Source organism: Paenarthrobacter sp. NPDC056912 (genome assembly GCF_042786555.1).
In the GTDB taxonomy this organism is placed as follows: Bacteria; Actinomycetota; Actinomycetes; order Actinomycetales; family Micrococcaceae; genus Arthrobacter.
On record NZ_JBHUCD010000002.1, the window covers coordinates 149,619 to 176,296 of the forward strand.

Annotated in this window: 25 protein-coding genes and 1 pseudogene; 15 read left to right on the forward strand and 11 right to left on the reverse strand. The window is 61.1% G+C overall.

Annotation, left to right across the window (positions count from 1 at the left end; translation table 11 throughout):
- Nucleotides 1–3 precede the first annotated feature (3 nt).
- From ACFRJ9_RS02705 to ACFRJ9_RS02730, 6 genes are all read right to left on the reverse strand, one after another.
- Entirely contained in the window at nt 4–750 is a 747-nt protein-coding gene (locus tag ACFRJ9_RS02705; protein ID WP_377664143.1) for a ThuA domain-containing protein, read from the reverse strand.
- 1 nt (nt 751) lies between these two features.
- Entirely contained in the window at nt 752–1,855 is a 1,104-nt protein-coding gene (locus ACFRJ9_RS02710) for a Gfo/Idh/MocA family protein (protein ID WP_377664145.1), read from the reverse strand.
- 46 nt (nt 1,856–1,901) lie between these two features.
- Nucleotides 1,902–2,801 (reverse strand): carbohydrate ABC transporter permease, encoded by a 900-nt coding sequence (locus tag ACFRJ9_RS02715; RefSeq protein WP_377664147.1) that lies wholly within the window; start codon nt 2,799–2,801, stop codon nt 1,902–1,904.
- Entirely contained in the window at nt 2,798–3,742 is a 945-nt protein-coding gene (locus tag ACFRJ9_RS02720; protein WP_377664149.1) for a carbohydrate ABC transporter permease, read from the reverse strand. The genes ACFRJ9_RS02715 and ACFRJ9_RS02720 overlap by 4 nt, the downstream gene beginning before the upstream one ends.
- Before the next feature lie 2 nt (nt 3,743–3,744).
- Nucleotides 3,745–5,064: an ABC transporter substrate-binding protein gene (locus tag ACFRJ9_RS02725; protein ID WP_377664151.1), complete on the reverse strand. Its 1,320-nt coding sequence runs from the start codon at nt 5,062–5,064 to the stop codon at nt 3,745–3,747.
- Nucleotides 5,065–5,542: 478 nt separating this feature from the next.
- Nucleotides 5,543–6,226 carry a helicase associated domain-containing protein gene (locus ACFRJ9_RS02730; RefSeq protein WP_377664153.1) on the reverse strand — a complete coding sequence of 228 codons (684 nt, stop codon included), beginning with the start codon at nt 6,224–6,226 and terminating at the stop codon, nt 5,543–5,545.
- 266 nt (nt 6,227–6,492) lie between these two features.
- Between ACFRJ9_RS02730 and ACFRJ9_RS02735 the strand changes: the two genes are divergently transcribed.
- Together ACFRJ9_RS02735 and ACFRJ9_RS02740 are read left to right on the forward strand one after the other, a co-directional pair.
- Nucleotides 6,493–7,164 carry a hypothetical protein gene (locus ACFRJ9_RS02735; RefSeq protein WP_377664155.1) on the forward strand — a complete coding sequence of 224 codons (672 nt, stop codon included), beginning with the start codon at nt 6,493–6,495 and terminating at the stop codon, nt 7,162–7,164.
- A gap of 1 nt (nt 7,165) precedes the next feature.
- Nucleotides 7,166–7,888 carry a hypothetical protein gene (locus ACFRJ9_RS02740; RefSeq protein ID WP_377664157.1) on the forward strand — a complete coding sequence of 241 codons (723 nt, stop codon included), beginning with the start codon at nt 7,166–7,168 and terminating at the stop codon, nt 7,886–7,888.
- Nucleotides 7,889–7,917: 29 nt separating this feature from the next.
- Here ACFRJ9_RS02740 and ACFRJ9_RS02745 read toward each other — a convergent pair whose 3' ends face one another.
- Nucleotides 7,918–8,424: a hypothetical protein gene (locus tag ACFRJ9_RS02745; RefSeq protein ID WP_377664160.1), complete on the reverse strand. Its 507-nt coding sequence runs from the start codon at nt 8,422–8,424 to the stop codon at nt 7,918–7,920.
- Between the two features lie 166 nt (nt 8,425–8,590).
- Nucleotides 8,591–9,589, reverse strand: a complete 999-nt coding sequence (locus ACFRJ9_RS02750; protein ID WP_377664163.1) for a LacI family DNA-binding transcriptional regulator — start codon at nt 9,587–9,589, stop codon at nt 8,591–8,593.
- A gap of 550 nt (nt 9,590–10,139) precedes the next feature.
- Here ACFRJ9_RS02750 and ACFRJ9_RS02755 point away from each other — a divergent pair.
- The 4 genes from ACFRJ9_RS02755 (at nt 10,140) to ACFRJ9_RS02770 (ending at nt 14,138) form a co-directional block, all read left to right on the forward strand.
- Nucleotides 10,140–10,745: a hypothetical protein gene (locus tag ACFRJ9_RS02755; protein WP_377664165.1), complete on the forward strand. Its 606-nt coding sequence runs from the start codon at nt 10,140–10,142 to the stop codon at nt 10,743–10,745.
- On the forward strand, nt 10,745–11,122 hold the full coding sequence (locus ACFRJ9_RS02760; protein WP_377664167.1) for a hypothetical protein: 378 nt from the start codon (nt 10,745–10,747) through the stop codon (nt 11,120–11,122). The genes ACFRJ9_RS02755 and ACFRJ9_RS02760 overlap by 1 nt, the downstream gene beginning before the upstream one ends.
- 434 nt (nt 11,123–11,556) lie before the next feature.
- Nucleotides 11,557–12,771, forward strand: coding sequence for a hypothetical protein (locus ACFRJ9_RS02765; protein WP_377664169.1), 1,215 nt, complete (start codon nt 11,557–11,559; stop codon nt 12,769–12,771).
- A gap of 125 nt (nt 12,772–12,896) precedes the next feature.
- A complete protein-coding gene (locus ACFRJ9_RS02770; protein WP_377664171.1) occupies nt 12,897–14,138 on the forward strand; it encodes a DUF4041 domain-containing protein in 1,242 nt (413 codons plus the stop codon).
- A gap of 172 nt (nt 14,139–14,310) precedes the next feature.
- On the opposite strand, the gene ACFRJ9_RS02775 is transcribed toward ACFRJ9_RS02770, so the two are convergent.
- Nucleotides 14,311–15,177, reverse strand: a complete 867-nt coding sequence (locus tag ACFRJ9_RS02775; RefSeq protein ID WP_377664173.1) for a hypothetical protein — start codon at nt 15,175–15,177, stop codon at nt 14,311–14,313.
- A gap of 637 nt (nt 15,178–15,814) precedes the next feature.
- On the opposite strand from ACFRJ9_RS02775, the gene ACFRJ9_RS02780 reads away from it, so the two are divergent.
- The 7 genes and pseudogenes from ACFRJ9_RS02780 (at nt 15,815) to bcp (ending at nt 23,313) form a co-directional block, all read left to right on the forward strand.
- Entirely contained in the window at nt 15,815–16,618 is an 804-nt protein-coding gene (locus tag ACFRJ9_RS02780) for a hydroxypyruvate isomerase family protein (protein ID WP_377664175.1), read from the forward strand.
- Between the two features lie 29 nt (nt 16,619–16,647).
- Nucleotides 16,648–17,544 (forward strand): annotated as a pseudogene (locus ACFRJ9_RS02785) (2-hydroxy-3-oxopropionate reductase); the annotation flags it as partial.
- A gap of 130 nt (nt 17,545–17,674) precedes the next feature.
- On the forward strand, nt 17,675–19,450 hold the full coding sequence (gcl, locus tag ACFRJ9_RS02790) for a glyoxylate carboligase (RefSeq protein WP_377664177.1): 1,776 nt from the start codon (nt 17,675–17,677) through the stop codon (nt 19,448–19,450).
- 37 nt (nt 19,451–19,487) lie between these two features.
- Nucleotides 19,488–20,657 carry a glycerate kinase gene (locus ACFRJ9_RS02795; protein WP_377664179.1) on the forward strand — a complete coding sequence of 390 codons (1,170 nt, stop codon included), beginning with the start codon at nt 19,488–19,490 and terminating at the stop codon, nt 20,655–20,657.
- On the forward strand, nt 20,650–21,999 hold the full coding sequence (allB, locus tag ACFRJ9_RS02800; RefSeq protein ID WP_377664181.1) for an allantoinase AllB: 1,350 nt from the start codon (nt 20,650–20,652) through the stop codon (nt 21,997–21,999). Before ACFRJ9_RS02795 ends, allB begins: the two co-directional genes overlap by 8 nt.
- A gap of 10 nt (nt 22,000–22,009) precedes the next feature.
- The gene (locus ACFRJ9_RS02805; RefSeq protein ID WP_377664183.1) at nt 22,010–22,750 is read left to right on the forward strand and encodes a winged helix-turn-helix domain-containing protein; all 741 of its coding nucleotides are present in this window, start codon (nt 22,010–22,012) and stop codon (nt 22,748–22,750) included.
- Nucleotides 22,751–22,845: 95 nt separating this feature from the next.
- The gene (bcp, locus tag ACFRJ9_RS02810) at nt 22,846–23,313 is read left to right on the forward strand and encodes a thioredoxin-dependent thiol peroxidase (RefSeq protein WP_377664185.1); all 468 of its coding nucleotides are present in this window, start codon (nt 22,846–22,848) and stop codon (nt 23,311–23,313) included.
- 605 nt (nt 23,314–23,918) lie between these two features.
- Here bcp and ACFRJ9_RS02815 read toward each other — a convergent pair.
- Together ACFRJ9_RS02815 and ACFRJ9_RS02820 are read right to left on the reverse strand one after the other, a co-directional pair.
- Nucleotides 23,919–25,013, reverse strand: a complete 1,095-nt coding sequence (locus tag ACFRJ9_RS02815) for a pyridoxal-phosphate-dependent aminotransferase family protein (RefSeq protein ID WP_377664187.1) — start codon at nt 25,011–25,013, stop codon at nt 23,919–23,921.
- Nucleotides 25,014–25,039: 26 nt separating this feature from the next.
- Nucleotides 25,040–25,291: a hypothetical protein gene (locus tag ACFRJ9_RS02820; protein WP_377664190.1), complete on the reverse strand. Its 252-nt coding sequence runs from the start codon at nt 25,289–25,291 to the stop codon at nt 25,040–25,042.
- Nucleotides 25,292–25,338: 47 nt separating this feature from the next.
- Here ACFRJ9_RS02820 and ACFRJ9_RS02825 point away from each other — a divergent pair, with 47 nt between their 5' ends.
- Nucleotides 25,339–25,638: a winged helix-turn-helix transcriptional regulator gene (locus ACFRJ9_RS02825; RefSeq protein WP_377664193.1), complete on the forward strand. Its 300-nt coding sequence runs from the start codon at nt 25,339–25,341 to the stop codon at nt 25,636–25,638.
- Between the two features lie 98 nt (nt 25,639–25,736).
- Nucleotides 25,737–26,567 carry a phosphatase PAP2 family protein gene (locus tag ACFRJ9_RS02830; RefSeq protein WP_377664195.1) on the forward strand — a complete coding sequence of 277 codons (831 nt, stop codon included), beginning with the start codon at nt 25,737–25,739 and terminating at the stop codon, nt 26,565–26,567.
- Nucleotides 26,568–26,678: the final 111 nt, after the last annotated feature.

Here is a 26,678-nt window from a genome sequence, read left to right on the forward strand (position 1 = left end):
TCTCTAAGCCTCGAACCAGCCCCGCGCCGGGTTGGAGACCTCGGGCGCCTCACGGAAGGCACCGGGCTGGGCCACCCAGCCGACGCCGTTGGCGATCACCTTCTGGATCTGCGGCTGGTGGTACACCGGGTATTCCTGGTCGCCCGGGCTGAAGTAGAAGATCCGGCCCTTGCCGCGCGAGAACGTCACGCCGGAGCGGAACACCTCTCCCCCGGTAAACGAGCTGATGAAGATCAGGTCGTCGGGCTCCGGAATATCGAACAGTTCGCCGTACATTTCCTGCTGGGGAATGACGATGGGGCTTTCAACGCCGGCCGCGATCGGGTGAGACGGCTTGACCGTCCACACCAGCTCGCGTTCGCCCTCGTTGCGCCACTTCAGCGAGCAAGTAGTCCCCAACAATCGAGTGAAGATCTTGGCGAAGTGCCCCGAATGCAGCACCACCAGGCCCATGCCGCCCAGCACGTGGCGCTGCACCCGCTCCACCACTTCATCAGCGACTTCCTCATGCGCAATATGCCCCCACCACAGCAGCACGTCCGTCTGCTCCAGCACCTCCTCAGAGAGTCCGTGCTCCGGATCGGCGAGTGTCGCCGTCGAGATTTCGGAGTCCGGGTAGAAGCCGCGGAGCCCGGCGGCGATGGCGCCGTGGATCCCTTCGGGGTACATGTCGCCGATGGTCGCAGGCTCGTTGCGAGCCTCATGCACGGCCTCGTTCCAGACGACAATCTTCAATTTCGAATCAGACATTTCAGAGCACCACTTCACGTTGTTCAAGGGCGGATTTGTAGCAGGCATCGAGCACCAGGGCCCGGCTGAGGGCGAGTGAACCGTCGTGGCTTCCCCACACGGTCTCGCCGCCGCGGACGGCGGCGATGAAGTCGTCGACGACGGCCTGGTGGGCTCGCCCGGGTTCGGCCACCACTTCGAAGTCCGCGTTTTCGCCGTCCTTCTCGGTGAAGACGTGAACGTCCGCTACCGGGTTCTCGGAGGCTCCGACCGAGCGCAAGTCCGCACCGCCGTCGGTCCCGTAAACGGTGAAGTCCATCAGGTCCCGCTCGTCGCGGTACGTTGCCCATCCCGCTTCCAGGATCAGGGTCCCGCCGCCTTCCAGCCGGATGAACGCGGAGGCGAAGTCTTCCACTTCAAACTTGTGACTGGAGTTAGACGCCGTGTAGCGGGCGTTGCCGCCGAGGCCGCGTGGGCCGAGTTCGGAATGGGTCGACGCCGAGACGGCCAGAACCTTGGGCTCGCCGAGGAGGTGGAGTGAGTAGTCCAGGACGTGCACGCCGATGTCAGCAAGCGGCCCGCCGCCAGCGAGTTCCGGGTTGGTGAACCAGCTGCCCAGCATCGGGATGCCCTGCCTGCGCAGCCAGGATGCCTTGGCGTAGTACGGGCGACCCAGTGTACCGGCGTCGATCGCTTCCTTCAGCGCCTGGATGTCGCCGCGGCGGCGGTGGTTGAACGCAACGTCCAGGACGCGGCCGGCCTTGCGAGCGGCGGCCACCATCTGTTGACCTTCGACGGCGTTGCGCGCCAACGGCTTTTCGCTCAGCACATGCAGTCCGCGCTCAAGCGACGCAATCGCAATCGGTGCGTGCAGGAACGTCGGCACGGCGACGCTGACGGCGTCGAGGCCCTCGAGCTCTATCATGTCCTCCCAGCGCGCGAAGGTGTGGGGAATGCTGTACTCCTCCTTCAGCTGGGCAAGAAGGTCGGCTTCCATGCCGGCGACGGCGACAATCTCGACGCCGTCGATATTGCTGTACGCCTTGAGGTGCTGCTGACCGGCCCAACCGATGCCCACAACTCCCACCTTGAGGGTTGTGGACGGGACCTGCTGCTGAATGCTCACGTTGTTCCTGTTCTTTCTGGGTTGTGGATAAGTGGTTTGAAAGGCGTTAGCCCTTGACCGCACCAGCCGTCATGCCGGAAACAATGCGCTTCTGGCAGACGAGCACGAGGATCACGAGCGGCACGGTGATGATCACCGACGCGGCGCTGATGGTGCCGAGAGGTTGGTCGAACTCGCTGGTGCCGCTGAAGAACGCAATTGCGACGGGAACCGAACGGGCCTCCGGCGAGGTGGTCAGTGTGACGGCCAGGAGGAATTCGTTCCAGACCGAGATGAACACCAGGATCGCCGTCGTCGCCAAGCCTGGGACCGCGAGGGGCAGGATGACCTTGCGGAAGGCGACAAACGGTGTGGCGCCATCCATGTACGCGGATTCCTCCAGCTCACGCGGAATCTCCTTGAAGAAGGACGTCAGCGTGTAGATCGCCAGCGGCAATGCGAACGTCAGCTTCGGGATGATGAGTCCGAGCAACGTATCGTAGAGCCCGATCTCGCGCCAGATGGAGAACATCGGGGCCGCGATGGCAATGGCCGGGAACGTGGTCACCGAGAGGATCAGCGTCAGGATCATCGCCTTGCGGCGCATCTTCAGCCGGGCCAGCGCATAGGCGGCGAAGGACGCGAACACCAGCGCCACCGTTGTAGTCACGACGGCGATGATCACCGAGTTGCGCAAGGCCAGGAGGAACTCGGGGTTCTGGAACACCACCAGATAGTTCTCCAGGGTCGGCTGGCTCGGGAAGAGCTCGCCTTGGGACAGGCTCGCGCCCTTCTTGAGCGAGGTGTTGACCAGCCAGTAGAACGGGATGAGCGAGAAAGCCATGACGGCCACCACGAACACCCACACCAGGGGGTGCAGTTTCGATTCCCCACGCAAGCGACGCTTCGGTGTCTTGGGGCGCGCGGCAAGTTCCGCCGTCGGGCGTTCTGCAATCAGTGAGCTCATTGTTCCTCCTTCGCGACGTCGCGGATGTTGCCGCCGGCGAAGCGGACGTAGATGACCGAGACCACCATGACGGTGAGGAAGGTCAGGATGGACAACGCCGATCCTTCGCCCACCAGCCGGTTTTCGCGCAGTTGGGTGTAGGCGAGCATGGACATGGATTCGGTGCCGTTGGCGCCGCGGGTGAGGACGAACGGCAGGTCGAAGACGCGGAGGGCGTCCATGGTGCGGAAGATCGCGGCGAGGACGATTGCCGGGCGCAGGAGTGGCAGGGTGATGTTGACGAAGGTCTGCCATTTGCTGGCCCCGTCGAGTTCTGCGGCCTCGTACGTTTCGGCGGAGATGACCTGCAGGCCGGCCAGGATGATAAGCGCCGCGAAGGGGGTCGTTTTCCAGACGTCGGCCATGACGATCACGGCCATCGCGTAGCCGTGCTCCCCGAGCCAGACGACGTCGCCGCCCGGCAGCCCCAGAGTGGAGAGGACGTTGGTGACCAGGCCCATGTTGGGCTGGAACATCGTTTGCCAGGTGATGGCGCTGACCACGGTGATGATCGCGTACGGCAGCAGAACCACGGTGCGCAGGACGGCGCGGCCCTTGAACGCGAGGTTGAGCAGCAATGCCATGGCCGTGCCGAGGATGAGCTCAAGCGTGACTGACAGGCTCGCGAAGAGGAAGGTCTGGCCGAACGCGGCCCACCAATCTTGGCTTGCGAGGGCGTTGATGTAGTTTTCCAGGCCGACGAAGCGGGACAGGCCTGCGGTGCGGACGCTGTACTGGTTCAGCGAAAGCCAGATCGCGTAGCCGATGGGGACCACCGCAACCAGGGCCATGATGACCAGCGACGGCGCCGTCATGCGGAACGCGAGCTTGCGTTCGGCGCGGTCGCGGCCGCTTGTTTTTGTCGTTGCGGCCCGGCTTGGCGAGAGTGTTCTGATGGCCATCACTAGAAGCTCGCCTTGGCTGTGGTGATTTCGTCGGCCATCTTCTGTACGGCTTCCTCGGTGGAGGCGGTGCCGGAGAGGACGGCGTAGACGTTCTTGTAGATCGCCTGCGAGATCTGCGGGTAGACCGGGGAGATCGGGCGCGGCTTGGCACCCTTCACGGAGGCGAGGAGTTCCGTGGCGAACGGCATCTTTTGCAGTACCGCGGCGTCAGAGTAGGCAGCTTCGTTGACCGGAGCCTGGGAGTAGTCCATGGCCACGTGCTTCTGCCAGTCCGGCGTGGTGGCGAAGTCGATGAACGCGACAGCTCCGGCTTGGTTGGTGGAGTGGGCCGAGATTGCGAGGTTCCAGCCGCCGAGCACGCCGGAAGCCTCGCCGCCTTCCCATGCTGGCAGCGGCGCGACGCCGAAAGTGGACGCCAACGGTGTCGCGTTGAGCAGCCGGTACACGTGCGGCCAGTTGCGCTGGTATCCGAAGTCGCCGGACTCGTAGGCGAGGCGGGCCGGGTCTTCATTGTAGGTGAGGACCGCGCGGTCGGCTGAGCCATTCTTGAGGCCGTCGCTCATGAAGTTGAGGACGTCGCGGGTTTCCTTGGAGTCGATGGTGACGTCGCCCTGGTCGTTGAGCACTTCGCCGCCTGCGCTGTAGAGCATTTCCAGGAAGTTCACCGTGAGGCCCTCGTACTGCTTGCCCTGGTAGACGTACCCGTTACCGGGGACCTTGGCGGCTTCCGCGTAGAGCTGCTGCCAGGACTCGGGCTTGGCCACCTTGTCCTTCTGGTAGTAGATCAACCCGGCGTTGGTGAAGAACGGGGAAGCCCAGTACTTGTCCTGGTACTTGGTGGTTTCCACAGTGGAGGGAATGAGCCGGCCCTTGTTGGCTTCCACCAGCTTGGTCTGGTCCAGCAGCCAGCCCTGGGACGCGAACTCGGAGGTCCAGATGACGTCCGTGAGGAAGAGGTCGCACTCGGTGGACTTGCCCTCGAGCCGCTGCACGATCTGCGTGCGGGCTTCATCTGTGGTGGCGCCGATCTCGGTGTACTTGGCCGTGACCTTGCCGTTCGCTTTGGTGAATGCCTCCGCCGTGCCCTTGTAGATGCCGCTTGCGTCCTTGACGCCGCAGATGTTCACGGCGCCGCTGGCATTAGCGCCCGACGCCGGATCGGCAGCTGCCGCTTGTTCCGCACCTTGAGGTGCGGCTCCCCCGCCGCACGCGCTGAGGAGGAGGGCTGCGGCTATTGCCGCTGATGCGAGGGCTTTCCGGTTGCGGGGCGTTGCTTGGTTCTGGCTCTGGAGCGGGGAAGCAGGTCGGTTCAAGTCCACAAGTGGCTCCTTTTAGGGTCTGTGGGCGGTGGAGTTCAGTGCGCGTTTTGGCTGTCCCGCGTTCTGAGGGTGGCTTCTTTGCCGGTGGTTCTTATTGATCCGTGGAATCGATTCCAAACGTTGTTTGTAAAAACGGCCTTGCGGCCGTGGAATCGATTCCAAAGTAGTTTGGCAGTGGTGGCTCGGGGCTGTCAACCCTTTTTGTTGGGAGGCCCGCTTCACGGGAGCCGTGGCATCCGAAATAGCTTGAGGGCGTGAGTGTATGCGGCGAGTCCATCCGCCCGCTGAACGGTCGGGAGTTGATGGGTGGCCTAACAGCGAATGCGGCGTCGATGCCGCTGACACAGACACGGGGGGCCTACCCTATCGGCTGATCCAATGGCATGAATGTGGTTGTTAGCGCTGAATCTGTTGAATTAACTCCCGACATATTCAACTGCGTGGAACAGTCGCACGTGAGTGGCCTCCCCAGGATTAGTCAAGGCGTTTGACGGCTGCCCCGCCACTCAGGGATTGCGACGTCGAGTGAAAGCATCCACTCTTCGCGCAGCTTTCCTCGACGCGAGTCAGTTCTTCGTCCGTGCAGCCAGATACCCAATCCCCTCTCATCTTGATTGGTAGAGCGATAACTTGGGAGGCGTGAAGTTGAAGAGTAGAAGGACTTTAGTTCCTCGAAGCGTTGCCTGAATCTGGCCTCATCGCGGGACTGCCTAAACGTGGGTCGCCAGTTTCCCAGCTGATCGAGCATCCTCTGCTGGACTTCAGTGAGACGCCCTGATTTTGCATACTTTCGTTGAGCGTCCAGCCATCGGCCTAACCGACCTTCAACCGGATCGCTCAGTTTAGGGTGTGGAAGAACTCCCTTGTCGGCCTGATAATTCATAACTTCATGAAGACGCTCAGCCCAGAAGCTTCGGCGCGGACTTCGGCATTCGTTCCCGCCGTCCACCTTTAGGTTACTAATGTGGAGCCTAGTGAGCAGCGGGAGATTAGAAGTGTACTTACGAAGAATGCCATGCACGCTGTTCGGATGGACATCACAGGCGTCTGCGATTTGCCTGGGCGTGGCTCCTGAGGCGTAGAGCACTAGCCACATGTGGGCGCTCAGCATTCCTTTGCTTTGCAGCTGACGGCAAATTTCATCATAATCAACTTCCCCCATGGGCAGAATATACCGCTGACATAGGCCTGCTCAAAATCGCCTAATCTTCATCCTTCCTTTGTTAGCCGAGGACATGGCCTGTGTGACTAGACGGGTTCTTGATGTGGGTATTAGGTCTTCCTTGTCACCAAAGTTTGGCTTGGCTAAACAATATGCCTATCTGTTTGGGCTAGTGGTGACGAAGAAGGAATATCAGATCGACGAACCGGGGGATCATGCGAAAATTTGCATCGTTCATAGCAATAATATCGGCACTCTCATTCTCAATGCTCATCGCCCAGCCGGCGAGTGCGAACGGTGGAGTTTCCGACTCTAAGGAGGAATTGCGGGAGTGGCTGCACCATCTTGATGAGTGGTATTCGGAGTACGACGTTCCAGCGCAACAAGAACAAGCACTCCTGAAAAAGATCCGAAAGGGTGAGGCTGTGGAATCGGACAAACCGGGCTCTTCGCCCGTGACGGTTGAATCTCGCTCCACCCCTACGCAAAATGTGACAGTAAAGCGGTTCAGTGACGGATCAATCACGGTCTCAAAAGTGGAACGCCCTCGGTCGGCGAGCAGCACCACGGACATAACTCCGATGTTCGTAGGTCAATGTCAGGGGTATTCCGGAGGCAGTGGCTACGCCGTCAATTACGACTGCTTGGTTCAAGAAGCCAACTCCACAGTTGACCTGGCATTTCGTGCAACATATACCCATACCAGCGGATACGACCAAATCAATGATGCTTGGGGCGCCTATTACCTATCCTATTATGGCAATATCACAAATCCCGAGCTGACCATACCACGTCGGAATGAAGTCTGGAATGGAGGCGCATACGCGCAACTGAAAGTGCGCTATAACAGTGCAAATGGCGCTGGGTCCCAAGGGTGGGTTTTGCGATTGTGGGTCCAGAACAATACAGCTTTCACCAACCTAGTCAAGGAAGGCTAACATGAAAAGAAACCGCCCGATCAAGGCAACCGTATTAGCGCTACTTTCCATACTGCTTCTGAGTATTGGGGTCGCCGCGCCCTCATCGGCGGCTCCGACGAAGAATGGGACAGGTGATACCCGGGCAGAGGCATTCTGGGACAAATGGGGCGTAGCAAAGAAAACGCAGGCCGAACTAAGGAAGAAGGCGGCAACGGGAACCTTCCTCGATGCGGACATCGCCGGTTCGAGTCCCATCTCAACCGACGTCCTGGAGCGCGACGGATCGCGGTCCACGGTGCAGACCTTTGTCGACGGATCCATCTCAGTATCCTCAATCGAGCTTCCCCAGGAAGCGATCTCCGCGCATGGTGGCGTGACCACACTTGCTGCCATTGGGCAGTGTACGACATACGGTGGGGCCGGATGGGCAAGCTACCAAAACTGCTTAGTCGCCCACGAAACGTCAACAATCTCTATTTCATTCCGCGCCACGTATGAGAAGTATCAGGGTGCAAATGCTCAGATCCCCTCGCATTGCTGCGGCTCGATAACAACCTACGGTGGCGTTTCAGTCTCAGATCCAATTCGCAATACCTACTACGTCCGTGATTCCGGGACGTATGGGCAGGCGGTAGTTACGTACACCGCCGCAGTAAAGTCTTGGAATGGTGCGTACAGCGAAGTGATCGCATTGTCGTTGCGCGTCAGCACTAATGGAAGCGTATCCGTTACGACCTACTAGCAGCCGCAACACGGTCCGCCTCATCCGAGCTACCTCTTGGACGGGGCGGGCCATGCGGACAGACCAAGAACAGCAACTCCAGTAACAAGTATCAGAGGACCGTCGACTGCGTGGACAAACCTTGCTATGAACGCAGCCGTAAGGCTCAGGGCGCCTGAGAATGCCATCACTGGATGGCGTCGCCGGATAGCTAAGAGGATCAGTGCCAGGCCGAAGAAGGGGCTGTATTGAAACGCCAGTGCGACATCGATGAAGAAGAATGCTACTCCCAGCAGGACGATAAGCAGGGTGACATTCGTCGGCAGTTGCCGGATCCGACAGAGAAGATAAAGAGCCACTGCCGTAACTGCGCTAAGGGAGTGAACAGCGATTTTCGGAAACAAAGACCAGGACTCAAATTCGCCCCAAATGTCAAGCGCAATCATTCCCCATATTATGGTCGCCAGCCCAATTATCATAGCTGCAAGCCTGTCAAATTTGTGTTGGCCTATTGCCGGTGACTGCTGCTCGTCTACGTTTTGAGTTTTTGCTGACATGATTTCCCCAATTTTATGCACCGTGATTATTCGACTTGCCTTTTGCCACGCATCGCAGTTCTCCAGCCGAACCTAGGACAATGCGGCTGAGTTGTCCAGTCATAGCCAAAGCACTTGGCATCGATGGCGGGGTAAAGCAATGGCCGGCAGCGCGACCCACTCGTTCCTAGCCTTTAGTGGAATCCCGCACGACGAGCTCGTGCGGGAGAAAAGTCCGACCGCGCCGATGGGCGTCTGGGACTGTCATCCGCTCGAGAAGCTCGGCGAATGCCACACGACCCATCTCGTAGGCCGGCTGCCGGACGGTAGTCAGTTCCGGGACGCACATTTCTGCCTGGGCCGAGTCATCGAACCCGGCTACGGCGATGTCTTGTGGAACTCGGAGTCCGGCATCCTTGAGTTCCCGAACGCACCCGGCGGCGACGACGTCGGTCCCGCAGAAGACGGCGTCAGGTAGGTCTTTTGCTTTCAGGAGCTTCTTTGCCAGAGTGCGACCCGAGTGGAAGCCGAAGTTACCCTCTCCGAACAGGATCTGGTCCGGTTCCAAGCCCGACTCAGTGAGCGCCTGCCGGAAGCCTTCCTCGCGCAGCCGTCCCGAGCGGGCACCCCTATGCGCGAGCATGGCCAGTCTTTTGCCACCGGTTTCGATCAAGTGGCTCGTGATGTCATACGCTGCCTGCCGGTCATCGATGGAAACCCCGAACGCTGCTTCGGCGTCCACGATTTCACAGACCTGGACGACGCTTAGTTGCTCGGCGACGGTGTTTACGTCGTCGTCCGGCATCGTCGGCGAGAAGATCACGAGCCCGTCCACTGAGCCGTTGCGCAGCATGTCCACGAGTTGCTGTTCGCGATCCAGATCCCCATCGGTCGCTGCGATGAGGCTCACGTAACCCGAATCTGCTGCCGCGTCTCCGACACCGCGGAAGACTTCGCTGATCACCAACGAGTCCAGGTTCTTGGCAAGGGCTAGCACGCGCATTGTCCTGTCTCTTCGGAGATCCCTTGCTGAGGCGAGAGGACGATAGCTGAGCTCCTTTATGGCGGCGCTAACCTTCTCTTTGGCCGCCTCACTGACGGCCGGGCTCCCGTTCAAGACGCGCGACACCGTCCCCACAGACACGCCCGCAGTCCTAGCGACGTCCTGAACTGTCGGCCGAGCCATTCGTTGTCCTTCCGCGAGCAGTGACGATGGTCCTTGCCGCCACGTCAACGCTGTGCCCACTCTATCGAGATTCGCAAAGTATAGGCTCTTGGCAGGAGGCCATACCTCCTATGGCTGTCGACATAATCGATCACTTGGCCCTATGAACTGACCTATTGGGTAGTGCATGAAGCGCTCAGCGGGAAATCTCCCGTCAGCCCCATGCAGCTCACGCTTCTGTTCTATGACGACGCGTGGAACACCTAGTCACTCTTTCTTGGCACTCATTTTCACCCGAATCACCACCTAATTTTGCCCATACCACCACCTAGATTCGACTTTCCGGCACTAGGGGGTGAATTTCTCGGGCTACTTTCGCCGTGTACTAGCACATTCAAGGGCAGCCATCAGGACAACGAGCGCGCACCGTTCTTTCCTTTCGGCGCCCGGCCCTGCGCAGATAGTGCAGATAGTGCAGAACCGTCGGACAAACCTGTCCGAGGAAAATCTATTTGGGGATCGCATGCATATCTTTAGAAATTCTAGGAAAAGCATATTTCGCATAGTCACAATGATCGTGGCCGTCGTTGCAATACTCTCAGCATCGGTGGGACCCGCAAACGCTGCTGCATCCCGCACAGTGACGGCCGATGGGGCCGGCGTAACCCTATTGGAACCCACACAAGCCCAGCGTAAGGAGGCGCTGATCCGTCTGGAGCAAGCGCGGTTACGAGACCCAGCAGGGTTCAACAAACGTGTAAAGCTCATCAAGGGTTCGAAGCCACTAACGGAGTACTTGTCAGCTGACCGTCGTTTCGATGCACATCAGCAGCAAGAATTCTTGGCAGCATCGATGCCAAATGACGCATTGGAAGCTCTAGTTTCGCTTGCTGATGGCGGGTATCTGAAGCTCGAAGTGAAAAACGGTCACTTCGGCACAAAGGTGGCAAGTATCAGCAAAGCGAAGCAAATGACTATCGGAGGCGGTTTCCGGAACTCTTCGCTGAAACCGATGTTTCCGCAATGTCCAGCAGCCTGGGCGGCACTTTGGGCTTGGTGGGGAACCAATGCTGCATTCTGTGGGGCCATGGGCTTCTTCGGGCCGATGGCAGCACTGGGTTGTTCAGCCGTAATGGCGATCGCGGGATCCGTGATCGACGTGAACAGGGGCTGCTGATGACTCCGGGTCACGAGGCGAGATCGCAGCACTACTGGTTAGCCCTGGCTGCTATGTACGGCTTGACGGTGAGCGTCGTAGCCATGGCCGCCTGGCCTTGGCCACTGATCATGGTGGCCGCATTCCTCCTATTCGCTTTCATGCAAGCGGCCTATTACCGACAGCTCGGGGGCAAAATTCAGGGCAGACTCGCCACCGCCAACCCAGGCGTCGCCGCCTTGGCTGGCACATTCGGCTTCGGCGCTATCCTGCTGCAGGGCGCCCCGATCGCTTTGTGGGCGGGCCCTGTTCTGGGGCTTGGAACATTCGTGGGAATGTACCTTTACCTTCGCAAGTTCGGACGTTTTTATAGGGGCTCGTCCACCACCGTTACCTGATCAGTTACAGCGATAACCTGTGGGGCCGCGCAGTCTGGCGATTACGCCGAACTGCGCGGCCCTGCTAAGGCTTGGCAGTCCTCTATGCCTGGACTATCCTCTAGCGCTGTGACCTGCCGATCACCTCAAATAGTCCATTCATAGGCAGTTTGACTGCTGAAGAGGCAGGGAGCCAAAGGCGGCTTCGGCGCCGACAGAACGGGACGGGCTCGTCCCTCTCAAGTGGCATCAATAAATTCCATGAGCAAAACCAGAGCCGTGTCGGATTGCCCTCGGCGCTTGAGAGTGGGGATGGGTTCAACCCATCGCGAAAGTGTTCGTCGGGAAGTGGAAAGTGTCGAATTCGACTGAAAGAGTCGTAGGCCCTTGATATGGTGAACGAAAATTCCAGTGAAAGGTTGGTAATGGGGCGTCGTCGGGGATTCTTCGCGGAAATGCAGCATCAGGCACGGCTGGCTGAACAGCGACAGGGGGCGGCGGTCCGTGAGCAGGCAGCAGCGGCCCGGCAGGCGGAGCAAGCTTTCAAGGCAGAGCAACGGGCAGCTGCCGCGTTCCAGCGTGCTTCGGAGGCAGAGCGGAAGCGTATGGAGAAGGAAGCTGCCGATGCCCACGTCGCTGCGAAGCAGGCTGAAGTGGAGCAACTGAATGCCGACCTTTTTGCGTTGTACGACCAGGTTGATTCTCTTCTGGAGACGACTCTGGAGGTTGACGATTACGTGGACCTTGAAGCGCTCCGGCAGACGGTCCAGCATCCTCGGTTTGATCGGTCACTCGAGATTCCGACGCCTCCCCCTGTTGTCCTCTTGGATCCCGAAGAGCCAATGTTTCAGCCTCCTGTTCCCCCGACTGGATTGTTTGGCCGAAAGAAGAAACTGGCTGAAGCACAGGCCCAGGCGGAAGCGGAGTACGCAGCGGCCCGTAGTGCCTGGGAGGCAGAGATGGAGCAGCTGCCCGAGCGCCGTCGTCAACTCGCTGAGCGGCACACCGCAACGGAGAAAAAACGGCAGGAGCAACTCGCGCAGGCACGCAAAGTCTACGAGGCAGAGTGCGCTGCTCGCGAATCGGAAGTCGCCGAACACAATGCGTCTCTTGATCAGCTGATCGCAGGTTTGGGGTACGGTGTCGTCGATGCCGTGCAGGAATACGTTGGAATCGTGCTCGCCAACTCCGTGTACCCCGAGGCGTTCGCGGTGGAGCACGAATCCGAGTTCGATCCTGCAACTGCTGAACTTTCCTTGCGAACGCTCGTTCCGGGCCCAGACAGTGTTCCCACGATCAAGTCCTACAAGTACGTGAAGGCATCGGATGAAATCACGCCGACTGCTTCGCCTCAGAAGGATTCCAAGGACCGGTATGCCGGCGCCGTACACCAGGTCGCATTGCGTACGCTTCACGAAGTTTTCGAAGCCGACCGGCGGGGATTGATCCAGGGCATCTCACTGGAAGTGGGAACCAACACCATCAACCCGGCAACGGGCCGCGATACTTACATTCCATTCATCGCAGTAGCAGTCCTGCGAGACACCTTCGCCCACATAGATCTCTCAGCGGTCGTGCCGTCCGCCACACTTGAGCATCTTGGGGCTTCAGTCTCGAAGAATCCGTTCGGGCTGGTTCCTGCCAACGTCTCTGGAGTACGTACCTCCTGATGTCGCCTGAGCAAACAATGATTTTCAATCCTCCGCCGGGGTGGCCCAAGCCCCCGCTTTCGTGGCGCCCTCCAGCGGGTTGGACGCCGGATCCAGCCTGGCCGGCCCCTCCCGCGGGCTGGCAATTGTGGCTGCCCGCTAATGCTGATGAGGATGCCCTAACTCAAACCCCGGCGGCAGCGGTTAACACCCAAGACCAACCCGCCGTTCCGACCTCTGGCGATCAGTCTTCTGAATTAGCCAGGATCGCGTTCCTTGAGGCTGAAAACAATCTTTTGAAGCAGCGTCTTGAACAGACCGGGGCGGCGGCAGCTTCATATGTTGAACTCAACGACGGACTGGTACTTCAAGAGGTCGGCATCTACCGCTATCATCACCCACTCGAGAACGCAGCCTCCTACCGTGACCGGCTAAGTGAGATCGAAACACGCATCGCCGACTTGGTACGGGCCGGTGGCGCCATCATCAAGTCCAACATGTTCACGTTTGACAACTCCTTGGCCAAGGGAAGACGGATGACCGAGGACTTGGCGAAACTCATGCTCAGGGCATACAACGCCGAAGCAGACAACAGCGTCAGGTCACTCAAACTCGGCAACGTCATAACCGCCAAACGGCGTCTGGAAGCGTCACGAGTGGCCATCGCCAAGCTGGGCGCACTCATGGAAATGCACATCAGCGATGAATTCCATGACATCCGACTCGAAGAGATTGAGCTTACCGCTGACTGGCTGATGAAGAAGCAGGAAGAAAAAGAAGCGCAACGTGAAGAGCGCGCCCGCCTACGCGAAGAACAACGCGTCGAAAGGGAACTCGCCGAAGAACGCTCTCGACTGGACAAAGAACGTTCACACCTTCTCAATGCCCTTGCTGCCCTCGGTGCCTCCGGTCAACACGACGAAGAACTTGAACAGCGTCTAAGAGAAGTCGACGAGGCCATCGCCCAGAACGACTTCCGTGCGGCCAATATCAGGGCCGGATACACCTACGTCATCTCAAACCGAGGAGCCTTCGGCGAAGGGGTCGTGAAGATCGGTCTCACACGCAGACTGGAGCCAGAACAACGCGTAGCCGAGCTCAGTGGCGCATCCGTCCCCTTCCGATTCGACATCCACACCCTGTACTTCTCCGAAGATGCAGTCACCCTTGAGAACGAACTCCACAAACACTTCGCCGCCCGTGCCCTGAACCAGTCCAACCTCCGAAAAGAGTTCTTCTTCGCGACACCAGGCGAGGTACGCGATGTCCTGGAACATAAGATCGGCAACCTGCTCGAATTCACAGAGCATGCTGACGCAACCGAATACTTCCAGTCTGTCGGTTACTGGCCCCAACGAGGCAACATCCAACTCACCGAACAGAACTGAGTGCTACCCCATGGCCATCGCCTCATTTTCAAAGGCCGATAACGGCGCATATGTCGTGTAGGAGCCGGGGCACCTCAGCAAATGACCCAGTGCGACGGGCCTTGATCAGGGCTGGCGGTTCGAGCTTCTTGGCCAGGTGTGTCGTAGGCCAATGCCCAGGGCAAGGCAAGGCTCACCAGTCCCGTGCGTCCTCTACTCCCGACAAAAGAGCCAGCCGCTCGGCCGCGAGCGAACGACCCAGCTCCAATTCGAACTCAACAACAACTTTATCGAGCACGGCGAATAGTTCCTCGCGCTCCTCTGTCTCGATGAACGGGGACCTTCCATCCAAGCGATTGAAGGCGATCGCGTATTCATGGCCAATATTCTCCAGCTGGTCTATTGTGGACTCGCCTGGCTGAGCGGAGAGCGCTTCGATCACTTCGCTTCGCGTCTTCTTGAATTGCGCCACAGCCTTCTTGAAGCGACCAGAACTAATGTGCTCGCGCCCGTCCCAGTCGCGAAGCGGGTTCTCAAGATTCTCTTGTACCCATTCAGGCTTCCGTGCCTTAGTGATGCTGACGCTTGTGCCGTTAGCCGCTTCTGACCGCCACCGACTCCGCATCGCAGAGGCGTACTCATGAGGCACGCTGTCTAGGTAGAGGTACTCAAGGTTGGAAACGTCTTCAGGAAGCAAGCAGTCGGCCTTCGTCATGCCGAACAGGTCGGAGATAAGGAGGGCCCGGAGCCGGCCGAGCCGGTTAAGCATTCCGGCGTTCCTGAGCTGCCCTAGGTTGCCGCCTAGGATCAAACTCTTAAGGTTGGGAAAAATCGATGCTATCCGAAGGCAGTCTACTTCGGACAGGCCAGTCGCTCTGAGGCTGCGCACTCCATCTTGAACAGGTGCACCATCGTCGAGGGAATGATCCAATTCCCCTGGCGTCAGTTCGAGCTTTTCCTGGTTCCTGCCAATCGCGCTCACCCCTGTCCCAAGCGCGCTGCCGAGCGAGTTGGTAACCCACTCCCCAACTGCTGGTGTAACTATTTGAGGGGCGATCATGAACCAAGGGCATGCTACCGATCACGCGGAAACTCCGTGGAAGCACCCAGTCGCAGTTGACGTAGGACAGCCTGCCGTTCCAGGCCATGTACGTCAGCACGAGCGGTTCAATGACACCCAAGTCATCTGTTGACAACGGCTCCGGACCTGACCAATTCAGCTCGAGCACACCAACCTTTTTCCAATCAGGATCGATCGTTGTGATTTGGGCGGCCACCCATTCGCCTAAAAGCTCATTCGGACCAACGACGATGTCTCCGACGCTCAGCGGACGTGGCGGGACGGCTGATTTTGTATCTGACACGATGGCAATCCTACGGACCACCAAGGCACACAGGAAGTAAGCAAAGTCAGCGCTTGCCCTCGACATGTCGTCGGTCAAAAAGACTACCTGAAGTATTCCACGCGACTGCAGCGAAGAGACCGACCACACTGTGGCGACAAAGCCAAGTTCATCACCCTTGGTATCCCAAACCCCCACCTCCCCACCCACCCCCTTGACTCACACCCCCACCTTCCCTAAACTTTTCATAAAGCAGAATCTAAATTCCACAAAGCGGAAACTGAAGCCAAACACCAAGGCAGCAGCCAAGCAACCAGGAAGATAGATCAAAGCCCCTCCTCGGAAGGACCTACGATGACGTACACAGTGAACTGCTCCATCCTCCTGACGGAGCTGCCCTTGCTCGAGCGCCCCGCCGCCGCGAAGGCAGCCGGTTTTGACGCCGTCGAGTTCTGGTGGCCCTTCGCCACTTCGGTTCCCACCGACAAAGAGACCACCGAGTTTGAAACAGCCATCAAGGACGCCGGCGTCCAGCTCACAGGCCTGAACTTCAACGCTGGCAACATGCCCGGCGGCGACCGCGGCCTGGTTTCCTGGAAGGGACGTTGCTCCGAGTTCAAGGACAACATCGACGCCGTAGCCGGCATCGGTGAGCGCCTGGGCTGCAAGGCCTTCAACGCCCTCTACGGCAACCGCCAAGACGAATTCACCCCTGAAGAGCAGGACGAACTCGCGGCCAAGAACCTCGCCGCAGCAGCGGCAGGCGTCGCCCGCATCGGCGGCACCGTCCTCCTCGAACCGGTCAGCGGCGCACCCAAGTACCCGCTCCTCACCGCCGAAGACGCACTCAAGGTCATCGCCCGCGTCAAGGCAGAATCCGGCGCACAGAACATCAAGCTCCTCGCCGACTTCTACCACCTGGCAGTCAACGGCGACGACGTCGAATCCGTCATCGAGAACCACGCCAAGGACTTCGGCCACATCCAGATCGCCGACAACCCCGGCCGCGGCGCTCCCGGAACCGGCACGCTCCCCCTCGGCGAATGGATCGCCCGCAGCCGCGAACTCGGCTACGACGGCTACATCGGCCTCGAGTACAAGGAACCGCAGGAATCGGCTTTCAGCTGGGCTATCCGCCAGCGCGCCAACGCCAACTAAGCATCCAGCACACCTGAGCTAAAAAGACTTTCAGAAAGAGAACCACAATGAGCAACGTTGCAGTCATCGGACTCGGAATCATGGGCCTCCCCATGGCCATCAACCTCGTCAAGGCCGGCCACACGGTCACCGGTTTCAACCGCAGCCAGGACAAGATCGACAAGCTCGTGTCCGAGGGCGGCCAGGGTGCCAGCAGCATCGCGGACGCAGTCAAGGACGCCGACGTCGTCATCACCATGGTCCCGGACTCCCCCGATGTTGAGGGTGTTGTCAGCGGCAAAGACGGCGTCTTCGCCAATGCGAAGAAGGGCACCATCTGGATCGACGCATCCAGCATCCGCCCGGACGTCGCCAAGCGCCTCTCGGACGATGCAGCAGCAGCAGGCATCCGCCCGCTCGACGCTCCCGTATCCGGTGGTGAGCAGGGCGCCATCGACGCCGTCCTGTCCATCATGGTCGGCGGCGAAGCTGCAGACTTCCAGGCAGCACAGGATGTCCTCAACGCAGTGGGCAAGACCATCGTCCACGTCGGCCCGTCCGGCTCCGGCCAGACCGTCAAGGCAGCCAACCAGCTGATCGTGGCCGTCAACATCCAGGTCCTCGGCGAGGCCATCGCCTTCCTTGAGGCCTACGGCGTAGACACCGACGCAGCACTGAAGGTCCTCGGCGGCGGCTTGGCCGGCTCCAAGGTCCTCGAGCAGAAGGGTCAGAAGATGCTCGACCGCAACTTTGACCCCGGCTTCCGCCTGGCCCTCCACCACAAGGACCTCGGCATCGTCACCTCCGCAGCCCGCGAAGCCAACGTCGCTGTCCCGCTCGGCGCAGTCGTCGCCCAGCTCGTCGCCGCAACCGTCAACCAGGGCGACGGCGGCCTCGACCACTCGGGCCTCTTCAAGCAGGTTCTCCAGCTCAGCGGCCGGAAGTAAGCCAAGGCGCTAAGCGCCAAAGAAACAAACAGCAGAGAACCCGCCGTCGTAAGTAAACGACGGCGGCTCCCTCACCACACCCAAAAACACCACAGACTTCGCCCGAAAGGGCAAAAACAAGGAGTACACCATGGCAAAGATGCGTACCGTTGATGCGGCCGTAGCCATCCTGGAAAAGGAAGGCGCAACCGAAGCTTTCGGTCTGCCCGGCGCAGCGATCAACCCCTTCTACTCAGCAATGCGTGCCCACGGCGGCATCCGCCACACGCTGGCCCGCCACGTTGAAGGCGCCAGCCACATGGCAGACGGCTACAGCCGCGCAGCTGATGGCAACATCGGCATCTGCATCGGCACGTCGGGCCCCGCTGGCACGGATATGATCACCGGCCTGTACGCGGCATGGGCAGACTCGATCCCCATGCTCTGCATCACCGGCCAGGCACCCGTTGCCAAGCTGCACAAAGAAGACTTCCAGGCTGTGGACATCGAGTCCATCGCCAAGCCGGTCACCAAGATGGCCATGACCATCCTGGAGCCGGGCCAGGTTCCCGGCGCTTTCCAGAAGGCTTTCCAGCTGATGCGCTCGGGTCGTCCGGGCCCGGTCCTGCTGGACCTGCCCATCGACGTGCAGATGACCGAGATCGAATTCGACATCGACACCTACGAGCCCCTGCCGGTGGAGAAGCCCAAGGCTTCCCGCAAGCAGCTGGAAAAGGCCCTGGACATGCTGACCTCGGCCCAGCACCCGCTGATCGTTGCCGGTGGCGGCATCATCAACGCCGGCGCTTCCGCACAGCTGGTTGAGCTGGCCGAGATCCTGAACGTTCCCGTTATCCCCACCCTGATGGGCTGGGGCGCCATCCCGGACGACCACCAGCTGATGGCCGGCATGGTTGGCCTGCAGACCTCGCACCGCTACGGCAACGAGACGTTCCTGCAGAGCGACTTCGTGATCGGCATCGGCAACCGTTGGGCCAACCGCCACACCGGCGGCCTGGACACCTACACGGCCGGCCGTAAGTTCGTGCACATCGACATCGAGCCGACGCAGATCGGTCGCGTTTTCTCGCCGGACTTGGGCATTGCGTCCGACGCCGGTGCGGCGCTGGCTGGCTTGATCGAGCTGGCACGCGAGCGCCAGGCAGCTAAGTCCCTGCCGGACTACTCGGATTGGGTTGCCGAGTGCCAGGAGCGCAAGGGCTCCCTGCACCGCAAGACCAACTTCGACAACGTGCCCATCAAGCCGCAGCGCGTGTACCAGGAGATGAACAAGGCCTTCGGTCGCGACACCACCTACGTGTCCACCATTGGCCTGTCGCAGATCGCCGGCGCACAGATGCTGCACGTGTTCGGTGCCCGCAAGTGGATCAACGCAGGCCAGGCCGGCCCGCTGGGTTGGACCGCTCCCGCCGCCTTGGGCGTTGTTCGTGGAACCCCGGATGCCACCGTTGTTGCCCTGTCCGGTGACTACGACTTCCAGTTCATGATCGAGGAACTGGCCGTAGGCGCACAGTTCAACCTGCCGTACATCCACGTTGTGGTGAACAACAGCTACCTGGGCCTGATCCGTCAGTCGCAGCGCGGCTTCAACATGGAACAGAACGTTTCCCTGGCTTTCGAGAACATCAACTCCCCGGAAACCAACGGCTACGGCGTGGACCACATCAAGGTTGCCGAGGGTCTGGGCTGCAAGGCCGTCCGCGTTGAGGACCCGAACGACCTGCCTGCCGCTTTCGACAAGGCCAAGGCACTGATGGGCGAGTTCAAGGTTCCCGTGGTTGTTGAAGTGATCCTGGAAAAGATCACCAACATCTCCATGGGCGTTGAGATCAACGGCGTGAACGAGTTCGAAGAGTTGGCTGAAACCGCGGCGGACGCACCCACCGCGATCCTGGCCAAAGCGTAAATCGCCAGCTAACACAACACAGTAAGGAGGCACCGGAATGCGTGTTGTCATCGCCCCGGACAAATTCAAGGGCTCGCTGTCTGCGCCCGACGTCGCCGAGCACCTGGCAACAGGGCTGCTCGCGGGGTTCGGTTCCAAGGGCTTTGAGGCAACTCGCATTCCGGTGGCCGACGGAGGCGAAGGAACCATCGACGCCGCCATCGGCTCCGGCTTCACCCGCCGGACCACCACCGTCACCGGCCCGCTCGGCGAGCCAGTGAAGGCCGACTTCGCGGTGCGGGACCAGGAAGCTGTCATCGAAATGGCGGCAGCTTCCGGTCTCGCCCTCCTCCCGGACGGCCCCACGAGCGAAACGGCCAAAACGGCAACCAGCATCGGAACCGGCGAACTCATCCGCGCCGCGCTGGACCTCGGCTGCCGGAAGATCATCCTGGGTGTCGGCGGCAGCGCGAACACCGATGCCGGCGCGGGAGTCCTGCAGGGACTCGGCGCCGTCTTCCTGGACACGAACGGCAACGAGCTCCCCGGCGGCGGTGCCGCCTTGGCACAGCTCGACAGCATCGACTTCTCCAACTTCGACGTCCGCGTTGAGGCAACGGAGTTCGTGTTGGCGTCCGACGTCGACAATCCCCTTTTGGGGGCCAGCGGAGCACCAGCCATCTTCGGTCCGCAGAAGGGCGCGACGCCGGACGACGTCACCGAACTGGATGCAGCAGCAAACCACTTCGTTGACGTCCTCGCAGCCACAACCGGGCAACATGCCAAGTACGCAGCCAAAGCAGAAGGCGCCGGAGCGGCAGGCGGCGTTGGCTACATTGCCATAGCGGCACTGAAGGCAGAGCGCCGGCCGGGCATCGACGTCGTGCTTGAATTCACTGAGCTGGAAGAACGGCTGAAGGGCGCCGACCTGGTGATCACCGGAGAAGGCAGCCTGGATGAGCAAAGCCTGCTCGGCAAGACCCCCATGGGCGTCTCCCGCGCAGCACAGAGGAACGGGGTTCCCGTGATCGCAGTCTGCGGCCGGAGTACCCTGAGCCGGGAACAACTAAACGACGCCGGCTTCCACACGGTCCACGCACTGACCGATCTGGAAAAAGATGTCCAAAAATGTATCGCTGAAGCAGGTCCGTTGCTTGAACAATTAGGTAAGCACATAGGCGTGTACCTGGCGGAACGGACCGAAAACAAGGAGTACCTCAATGTCTGAAGCAATCGGCGCCTATGACCTCGTTATCCGGGGCCAGCGCATCCTGACCACCGCAGGCCTCGCAGCCCGCGAAGTTGGTATCCGCGATGGCATCATCGTGGCAATCGAACCCTTGGGCAACGGCCTGACGGGCAACGAGGTCATCGAACTCGCAGACGACGAAACCCTCATCCCCGGTCTGGTGGACACCCACGTCCACGTCAACGAGCCCGGCCGCACCGAGTGGGAAGGCTTCGCCTCCGCCACCCGTGCCGCAGCAGCCGGTGGCGTGACCACCATCATCGACATGCCGCTGAACAGCATCCCGCCCACCACCAGCGTGGACGGCCTGGAGCAGAAGCGCGTCGTCGCCAAGGACCAGGCGTTCGTGGACGTCGGATTCTGGGGCGGTGCCATCCCGGGCAACAAGAGCGACCTCCGCCCGCTGCACGACGAAGGCGTCTTCGGCTTCAAGTGCTTCCTCCTGCACTCCGGCGTGGACGAGTTCCCGCACCTGGACGCCGATGAGATGGAAGAGGACATGGCTGAGCTCAAGTCCTTCGACTCGCTCATGATCGTGCACGCCGAGGACTCTCACGCGATCGACCGCGCACCGCACCCCGGCGGCGACCACTACGAGACCTTCCTGGCTTCCCGCCCCCGCGGCGCCGAGAACAAGGCCATCGCCGAGGTCATCGAACGTGCCCGCTGGACCGGCGCCCGCGCCCACATCCTGCACCTCTCCTCCTCCGACGCGCTGCCGATGATCGCCTCGGCAAAGCGCGACGGCGTCAACCTCACCGTTGAGACGTGCCCGCACTACCTGACGCTCATGGCCGAAGAAATCCCCGACGGCGCCACAGCCTACAAGTGCTGCCCGCCGATCCGCGAGGCCTCCAACCGAGAGCTGCTCTGGAAGGGCCTGCAGGACGGCACCATCGACTGCATCGTCTCGGACCACTCCCCCTCCACGCTGGACCTCAAGGACCTGGAAAACGGCGACTTCGCAGTGGCCTGGGGTGGCGTTTCCTCGCTGCAGCTGGGCCTGTCCCTGATCTGGACCGAAGCCCGTCACCGCGGCATCCCGCTGGAGCAGGTCGTCTCCTGGATGGCTGAGAAACCCGCCGCCTTGGCCCGCCTGCACAACAAGGGCCAGCTCGCCCTGGGTTACGACGCCGACTTCTCCGTCTTCGCCCCGGACGAGGCCTTCGTGGTGGACGTCAGCAAGCTCAAGCACAAGAACCCGATCACGCCCTACGACGGCCGTCCGCTCGCCGGCGTCGTCCGCAAGACGTACCTGCGCGGCTCCGTGATCGACGGCCAGAACCCCAGCGGCAAGCTCCTGCGCCGCGGCAACGTTTAGGCCTACCGCCATGGCAGTCAATGCCTACGGGCCGCCGCCCTCCCGTGGATCCTCCACGGGTCGGCGGCCTGGTTTGAACGCGCGCGGCCTGGCGCTCTGGGTCAACCCGGCCGAGGGCGACGAGATCGATCCTGAGGTGTGGGAACGGGCAGCACGACTTGTGCTGGCCCGTGCCATGAAACTTGCCCCGGAGGCGGAAGTCCGCATCTGGCCCGCCACCGGGGCACAGCACTCCGGCGTCGGCGACACTTCCTGGGGCGGCACTCCGCAGGAAGCCGCCGACGCCGGTAGCACCGGTCCGCGGACAAGGACAGTAACACTCGCCGATGCCCTCGCGGACGCCCGTTTAGAAGCCCATTCCGACGTTGGAAACGGCACGGAAGCGGGCGGCAGCACCGGCGTCGAGCCCGTAACTTTGGCGAGCCGCCGCAGCCAACTTGCGGTGGACCTCGCTGCTGAAGTAGTCCTGCTGGACGGCGAGCCTGTTGCCTTTACTGGCATGGAATACAAGCTCCTCCGCTACCTCGTGGTCAACTGCTCACGGGCCATCAGTCGTGAAGAATTGCAACGTTTCCTGGAGTCATTTGACCTTCCCGGCGCGGCATTTCGCTCGATCGACGTTTATGTTGGAAGGGTGCGGCGGAAGCTCGGCTCCGCCCGACACACCGTCGCCACCGTCCGTGGTGGCGGCTACCAGTTCGTGCCTGGCCCTTATGCCACAGTGCGCGGACCTGCGGAATACAGCATCTGATTTCGCTGTTCTACTTTCATTGAGTCCGCTCTTTGAATGATCGCTGTTGTTTGAAAACACCGCCGGTGCACACCGGTTGAACGTAAAGGATCGCCATGACCCAGAAACTCCTCGTCGGAACGCAAGCACCTGACTTCGCGCTTCTCGACGCCGACGGCACCAAGGTCTCGCTGTCCGACTACCGCGGACGCAACGTCATTGTGTACTTCTACCCGAAGGCAGCCACCCCTGGCTGCACCACCGAAGCCTGCGACTTCCGCGACAACCTCGCCAGCCTCCAGGGCAAGGGCTACGACGTCATCGGGATCTCCCCGGACGGCCCCGAGGCCCTCGCCAAGTTCACGGGCGAATTCGCCCTGACCTTCCCGCTTCTCTCCGACGAAAACCACGCTGTGGCCCTCTCCTACGGTGCTTGGGGCGAGAAGCTGGTTGACGGCGAAATCGTCGAAGGCCTGGTCCGCTCCACCGTAGTGCTCGACGGCGAAGGCACCGTCAAGCTCACCCAGTACCAGGTCAGCGCCCAGGGCCACGTCCAGGCGCTCAAGGAAGAGCTGGGCGTCTAACCCTCACTCACTTCCCCACGGTCGTGACCGGACCGTCTATCACTTCCCAACGGTCGTAACCGGACCGTCTATCACTTCCCAACGGTCGTAACCGGACCGTCTCTCACTTCCCCACGGTCGTAACCGGACCCTCACTCACTTCCCCACGGTCGTAACCGGACCCTCACTCACTTCCCAACGGTCGTGACCGGACCGTCTCTCACTTCCCAACGGTCGTGACCGGACCGTCTCTCACTTCCCCACGGTCGTGACCGGACCCTCACTCACATCGTGCTTGATTTTTTGGAACGCCCGCTCACTGTTGTGAGCGGGCGTTCCCTATGTACGGGAGTATGGGTGGATCCAGGGGTGACCTGACCCGTCGGCTACGCCCGGGCAGGAACCCTGCACTGCTTTTCGGCCAAGCTCGCCAAAGATGCCATTGGAGCATCCGCGACACCATCTAACGACGCCGTTCACGTCACCGATAGTGCGTCGGCTCCAGACGATGTGAGAGAGCATCGGGAAAAACCCGACGGGACGTGAGAGAGCATCGGGAAAAACCCGACGGGACGTGAGAGAGCATCGGGGAAAACCCGGCGGGACGTGAGAGAGCGTCCGGGGGGCTACGCCTTCGCGATGGCCTCTTTCAGCGCCCCCAGCACCAGGGTTACCGAGGCACTGTTGGCGTTCGGGCCCATCATGCCGATGCGCCACACCGTATCCGCGAACTCCCCCACGCCCGAGCCGATCTCCATACTGAAGTTCTCCAGAAGGTAAGCGCGGACGGCAGCCGAGTTGACGCCGTCGGGCACTTTGACCGTGGTGAGGCTCGGCAGTCGGGCACCTTCGGCGGCGAACAGTTCCAGTCCCATGTCCAGCAGGCCATCCTGCAGGGCGGCACCAGCGGCGCGATGCCGGGCCTGCACAACGTCGAGGCCTTCAGCGAGGATCCGGTCCAAAGCGGCTTCGAGGCCGGCGATCATGGTGACCGGCGCGGTGTGGTGGTAGGTCCGGGCGCCGCTGGCCGCGCCGACGTAGCCGCCGAGGAGCCCGATATCGAGGTACCAGGAGCGCGGATCCTTGACGCGGCGCTCGAACGCGTGGTCCGACACCGTGAACGGCGAAAGTCCTGGCGGGACACCCAGGCACTTCTGCGTTCCGGCGTATCCGACGTCGATCTCCCAGTCGTCCGCCAACAGCTCCAGTCCACCGATGGACGTGACGGCGTCCGTGATGAGCAGGGCGTCTCCCTTGCCGGCACCGAGGGCAGCAATATCGGAGAGCACGCCAACGGAGGTCTCAGCGTGGACGGCGGCGATCACCTTCGGATGGGGATGCGCCGAGAGCACACGGTCGGCGTCCACGGGCTGTCCCCATTCGTGATCGACACGCACAACCGTCGCGCCGCAGCGCCGGGCGACCTCACACATCCGCGCCCCGAAAAGTCCGTTGACAGCGATGACTGCCACGTCGCCGTCGGACACGGTGTTCACGAAGGCCGCTTCCATGCCGCCGGAACCGGTGGCACTCAACGGGAGTGTGCGCGCGTTGGACGTGCCCCAGACTGTCCGGAGGCCTTCACAGGTATGGTCGAGCCGTTCAATGAACACAGGATCGAGGTGCCCGAGCACGGGGTAGGCCAGGGCGGCCATGGCTTCGGGGTAGCAGTTGCTCGGGCCCGGACCGAACAGGAACCTGGACGTCAGAATGTCTGGCATGTGCGAACTCCTTCAACTGGTTGAGGTCATTCTGCCCCAGCGCCGTGTGCGGAGCGAGCCAAACCCGCCCCGGCAGCGACCTTCCTTGAACGGAGTTGGTGAAGCCCCCAAAGCAAAAGCGCGGCCAGCGCGAGGCCCGCCCCCAGAACGCTGGCGCCCGTCCAGCCCCACGCATCGTAAACCGGGGCTACGGTTGCGGCTCCCACTGCGCTTCCCACGGAGTAGAACGCCATGTAGCTGCCAATGATGCTGCTGGCGGCCTCTTCGGCTCCGGCCACGATCATTGTTTGGCTGCTGACAGAACCAGCCCGAGGAGATACCCGGCTTGGCAGGACGCCACCATCCAGCCCACGTCCGCAACCGGGATGCGCTGGATGGCAAACGGCGTTTCTCGGAATTCGAGAAGTCCTTGGGCGTTGCGAAGAACATCTTGTCGGACCGGCTCCGGCTGCTTGTGGAAAGGGGAATCCTGATCCGGATCCCTAATGAGCGGGGTACGCGGAGCGAGTACGAGCTCTCGGAAACCGGACGCCCGGTGCCGCCATTGCGGCCCCTTGCAGAAGACGGCACCGAACTCCGCCCCGAGCACACGCTGCTGGTCAAGGCGGGGACGCCACTCCCTTGATCACCACGGCTTGGCGGATGGAGGCACCCAGCAACCTCCAAGCCCCGGCTGCTAAGGTGGCTCACCAACGCGGAGGCCGCCACGGATAGGGGACACGAGTGACGACTGAAGGAAAAGAGCCGCCGGAAGCCGGCGTCCGGGGCGAGGTTAATCAGGACCGATTTCTTGCAGGGCAGGACCTGGCGCGCTGGAAATCACCGGTCGGCCGAGCATTGGCCAGGGGCGCTGAATGGGTCACACGATTGCTCGGCCCTTATGCAGCGCTCGTCATCACCCTTGTGGTGGGACTCGCCATCGCCGCATCGCTGGCCCTTGCCTTCGGTGAAGTCTACGAATCCGTCACCGAGGCCGACGGCGTAGCAGGGCTGGACGATCCAGCGCTGGCCGCAGCCAAGTCAATCCGCTCCCCCGCACTGGATGTCGCCGTCACGGCGTACACGAACATCGGCGGAACGGTTGGCATGCCCCTTATTGCCGTCGGGATCATGATCTTCCTTGCCACCCGGCGGCGATCCTGGACACCGGTCATCCTGATGCTTGCCGCCGGGCTGGGATCGCTGCTCATCACCATCGTCGGAAAGCCGATCTTCGGGCGCAGCCGCCCGGACCTGGCCGACGCGATCCCTCCGTACGAACATTCCGCGTCATTCCCCAGCGGCCACTCCCTCAACTCGATCGTGATCGCCGGGATCGTGGCCTACCTGATCATCCTCCGGCTCGAAACCACCCGGGCGAGGGTCATCACGGTGCTGGTTGCGTCGGTCTTCGCAGCAACCATGGGACTCAGCCGGGTTTATCTGGGCCACCACTGGCTCACGGATGTGCTCGCCGCCTGGGCCATCGGCATTGCTTGGCTGGCTGTTGTCATCACCGCCCATCGCCTCTACATCACAGTGCGGACGAGGCGTCACAGCGCGGTAGTCTCTTGACACCAGCCCGACCACTGGGCTTAACTGAATTACGTATGCTGAAATAACAGTTCCATGATGCGGAAGCTTGAAGCAAAGGCTTCCTCTTGCACCAGCAAGAGTTCCGCATAG

Bases quoted from the DNA above. Each gene is read 5' to 3' on its own strand.
- ACFRJ9_RS02705 (WP_377664143.1), bottom strand. From the start codon at position 750: ATGTCTGATTCGAAATTGAAGATTGTCGTCTGGAACGAGGCCGTGCAT.
- ACFRJ9_RS02715 (WP_377664147.1), bottom strand. From the start codon at position 2,801: ATGAGCTCACTGATTGCAGAACGCCCGACGGCGGAACTTGCCGCGCGC.
- ACFRJ9_RS02720 (WP_377664149.1), bottom strand. From the start codon at position 3,742: ATGGCCATCAGAACACTCTCGCCAAGCCGGGCCGCAACGACAAAAACA.
- ACFRJ9_RS02730 (WP_377664153.1), bottom strand. From the start codon at position 6,226: ATGGGGGAAGTTGATTATGATGAAATTTGCCGTCAGCTGCAAAGCAAA.
- ACFRJ9_RS02735 (WP_377664155.1), top strand. From the start codon at position 6,493: ATGCTCATCGCCCAGCCGGCGAGTGCGAACGGTGGAGTTTCCGACTCT.
- ACFRJ9_RS02740 (WP_377664157.1), top strand. From the start codon at position 7,166: ATGAAAAGAAACCGCCCGATCAAGGCAACCGTATTAGCGCTACTTTCC.
- ACFRJ9_RS02745 (WP_377664160.1), bottom strand. From the start codon at position 8,424: ATGTCAGCAAAAACTCAAAACGTAGACGAGCAGCAGTCACCGGCAATA.
- ACFRJ9_RS02750 (WP_377664163.1), bottom strand. From the start codon at position 9,589: ATGGCTCGGCCGACAGTTCAGGACGTCGCTAGGACTGCGGGCGTGTCT.
- ACFRJ9_RS02755 (WP_377664165.1), top strand. From the start codon at position 10,140: ATGATCGTGGCCGTCGTTGCAATACTCTCAGCATCGGTGGGACCCGCA.
- ACFRJ9_RS02760 (WP_377664167.1), top strand. From the start codon at position 10,745: ATGACTCCGGGTCACGAGGCGAGATCGCAGCACTACTGGTTAGCCCTG.
- ACFRJ9_RS02765 (WP_377664169.1), top strand. From the start codon at position 11,557: ATGCAGCATCAGGCACGGCTGGCTGAACAGCGACAGGGGGCGGCGGTC.
- ACFRJ9_RS02775 (WP_377664173.1), bottom strand. From the start codon at position 15,177: ATGATCGCCCCTCAAATAGTTACACCAGCAGTTGGGGAGTGGGTTACC.
- ACFRJ9_RS02780 (WP_377664175.1), top strand. From the start codon at position 15,815: ATGACGTACACAGTGAACTGCTCCATCCTCCTGACGGAGCTGCCCTTG.
- gcl (WP_377664177.1), top strand. From the start codon at position 17,675: ATGGCAAAGATGCGTACCGTTGATGCGGCCGTAGCCATCCTGGAAAAG.
- ACFRJ9_RS02795 (WP_377664179.1), top strand. From the start codon at position 19,488: ATGCGTGTTGTCATCGCCCCGGACAAATTCAAGGGCTCGCTGTCTGCG.
- allB (WP_377664181.1), top strand. From the start codon at position 20,650: ATGTCTGAAGCAATCGGCGCCTATGACCTCGTTATCCGGGGCCAGCGC.
- ACFRJ9_RS02805 (WP_377664183.1), top strand. From the start codon at position 22,010: ATGGCAGTCAATGCCTACGGGCCGCCGCCCTCCCGTGGATCCTCCACG.
- bcp (WP_377664185.1), top strand. From the start codon at position 22,846: ATGACCCAGAAACTCCTCGTCGGAACGCAAGCACCTGACTTCGCGCTT.
- ACFRJ9_RS02815 (WP_377664187.1), bottom strand. From the start codon at position 25,013: ATGCCAGACATTCTGACGTCCAGGTTCCTGTTCGGTCCGGGCCCGAGC.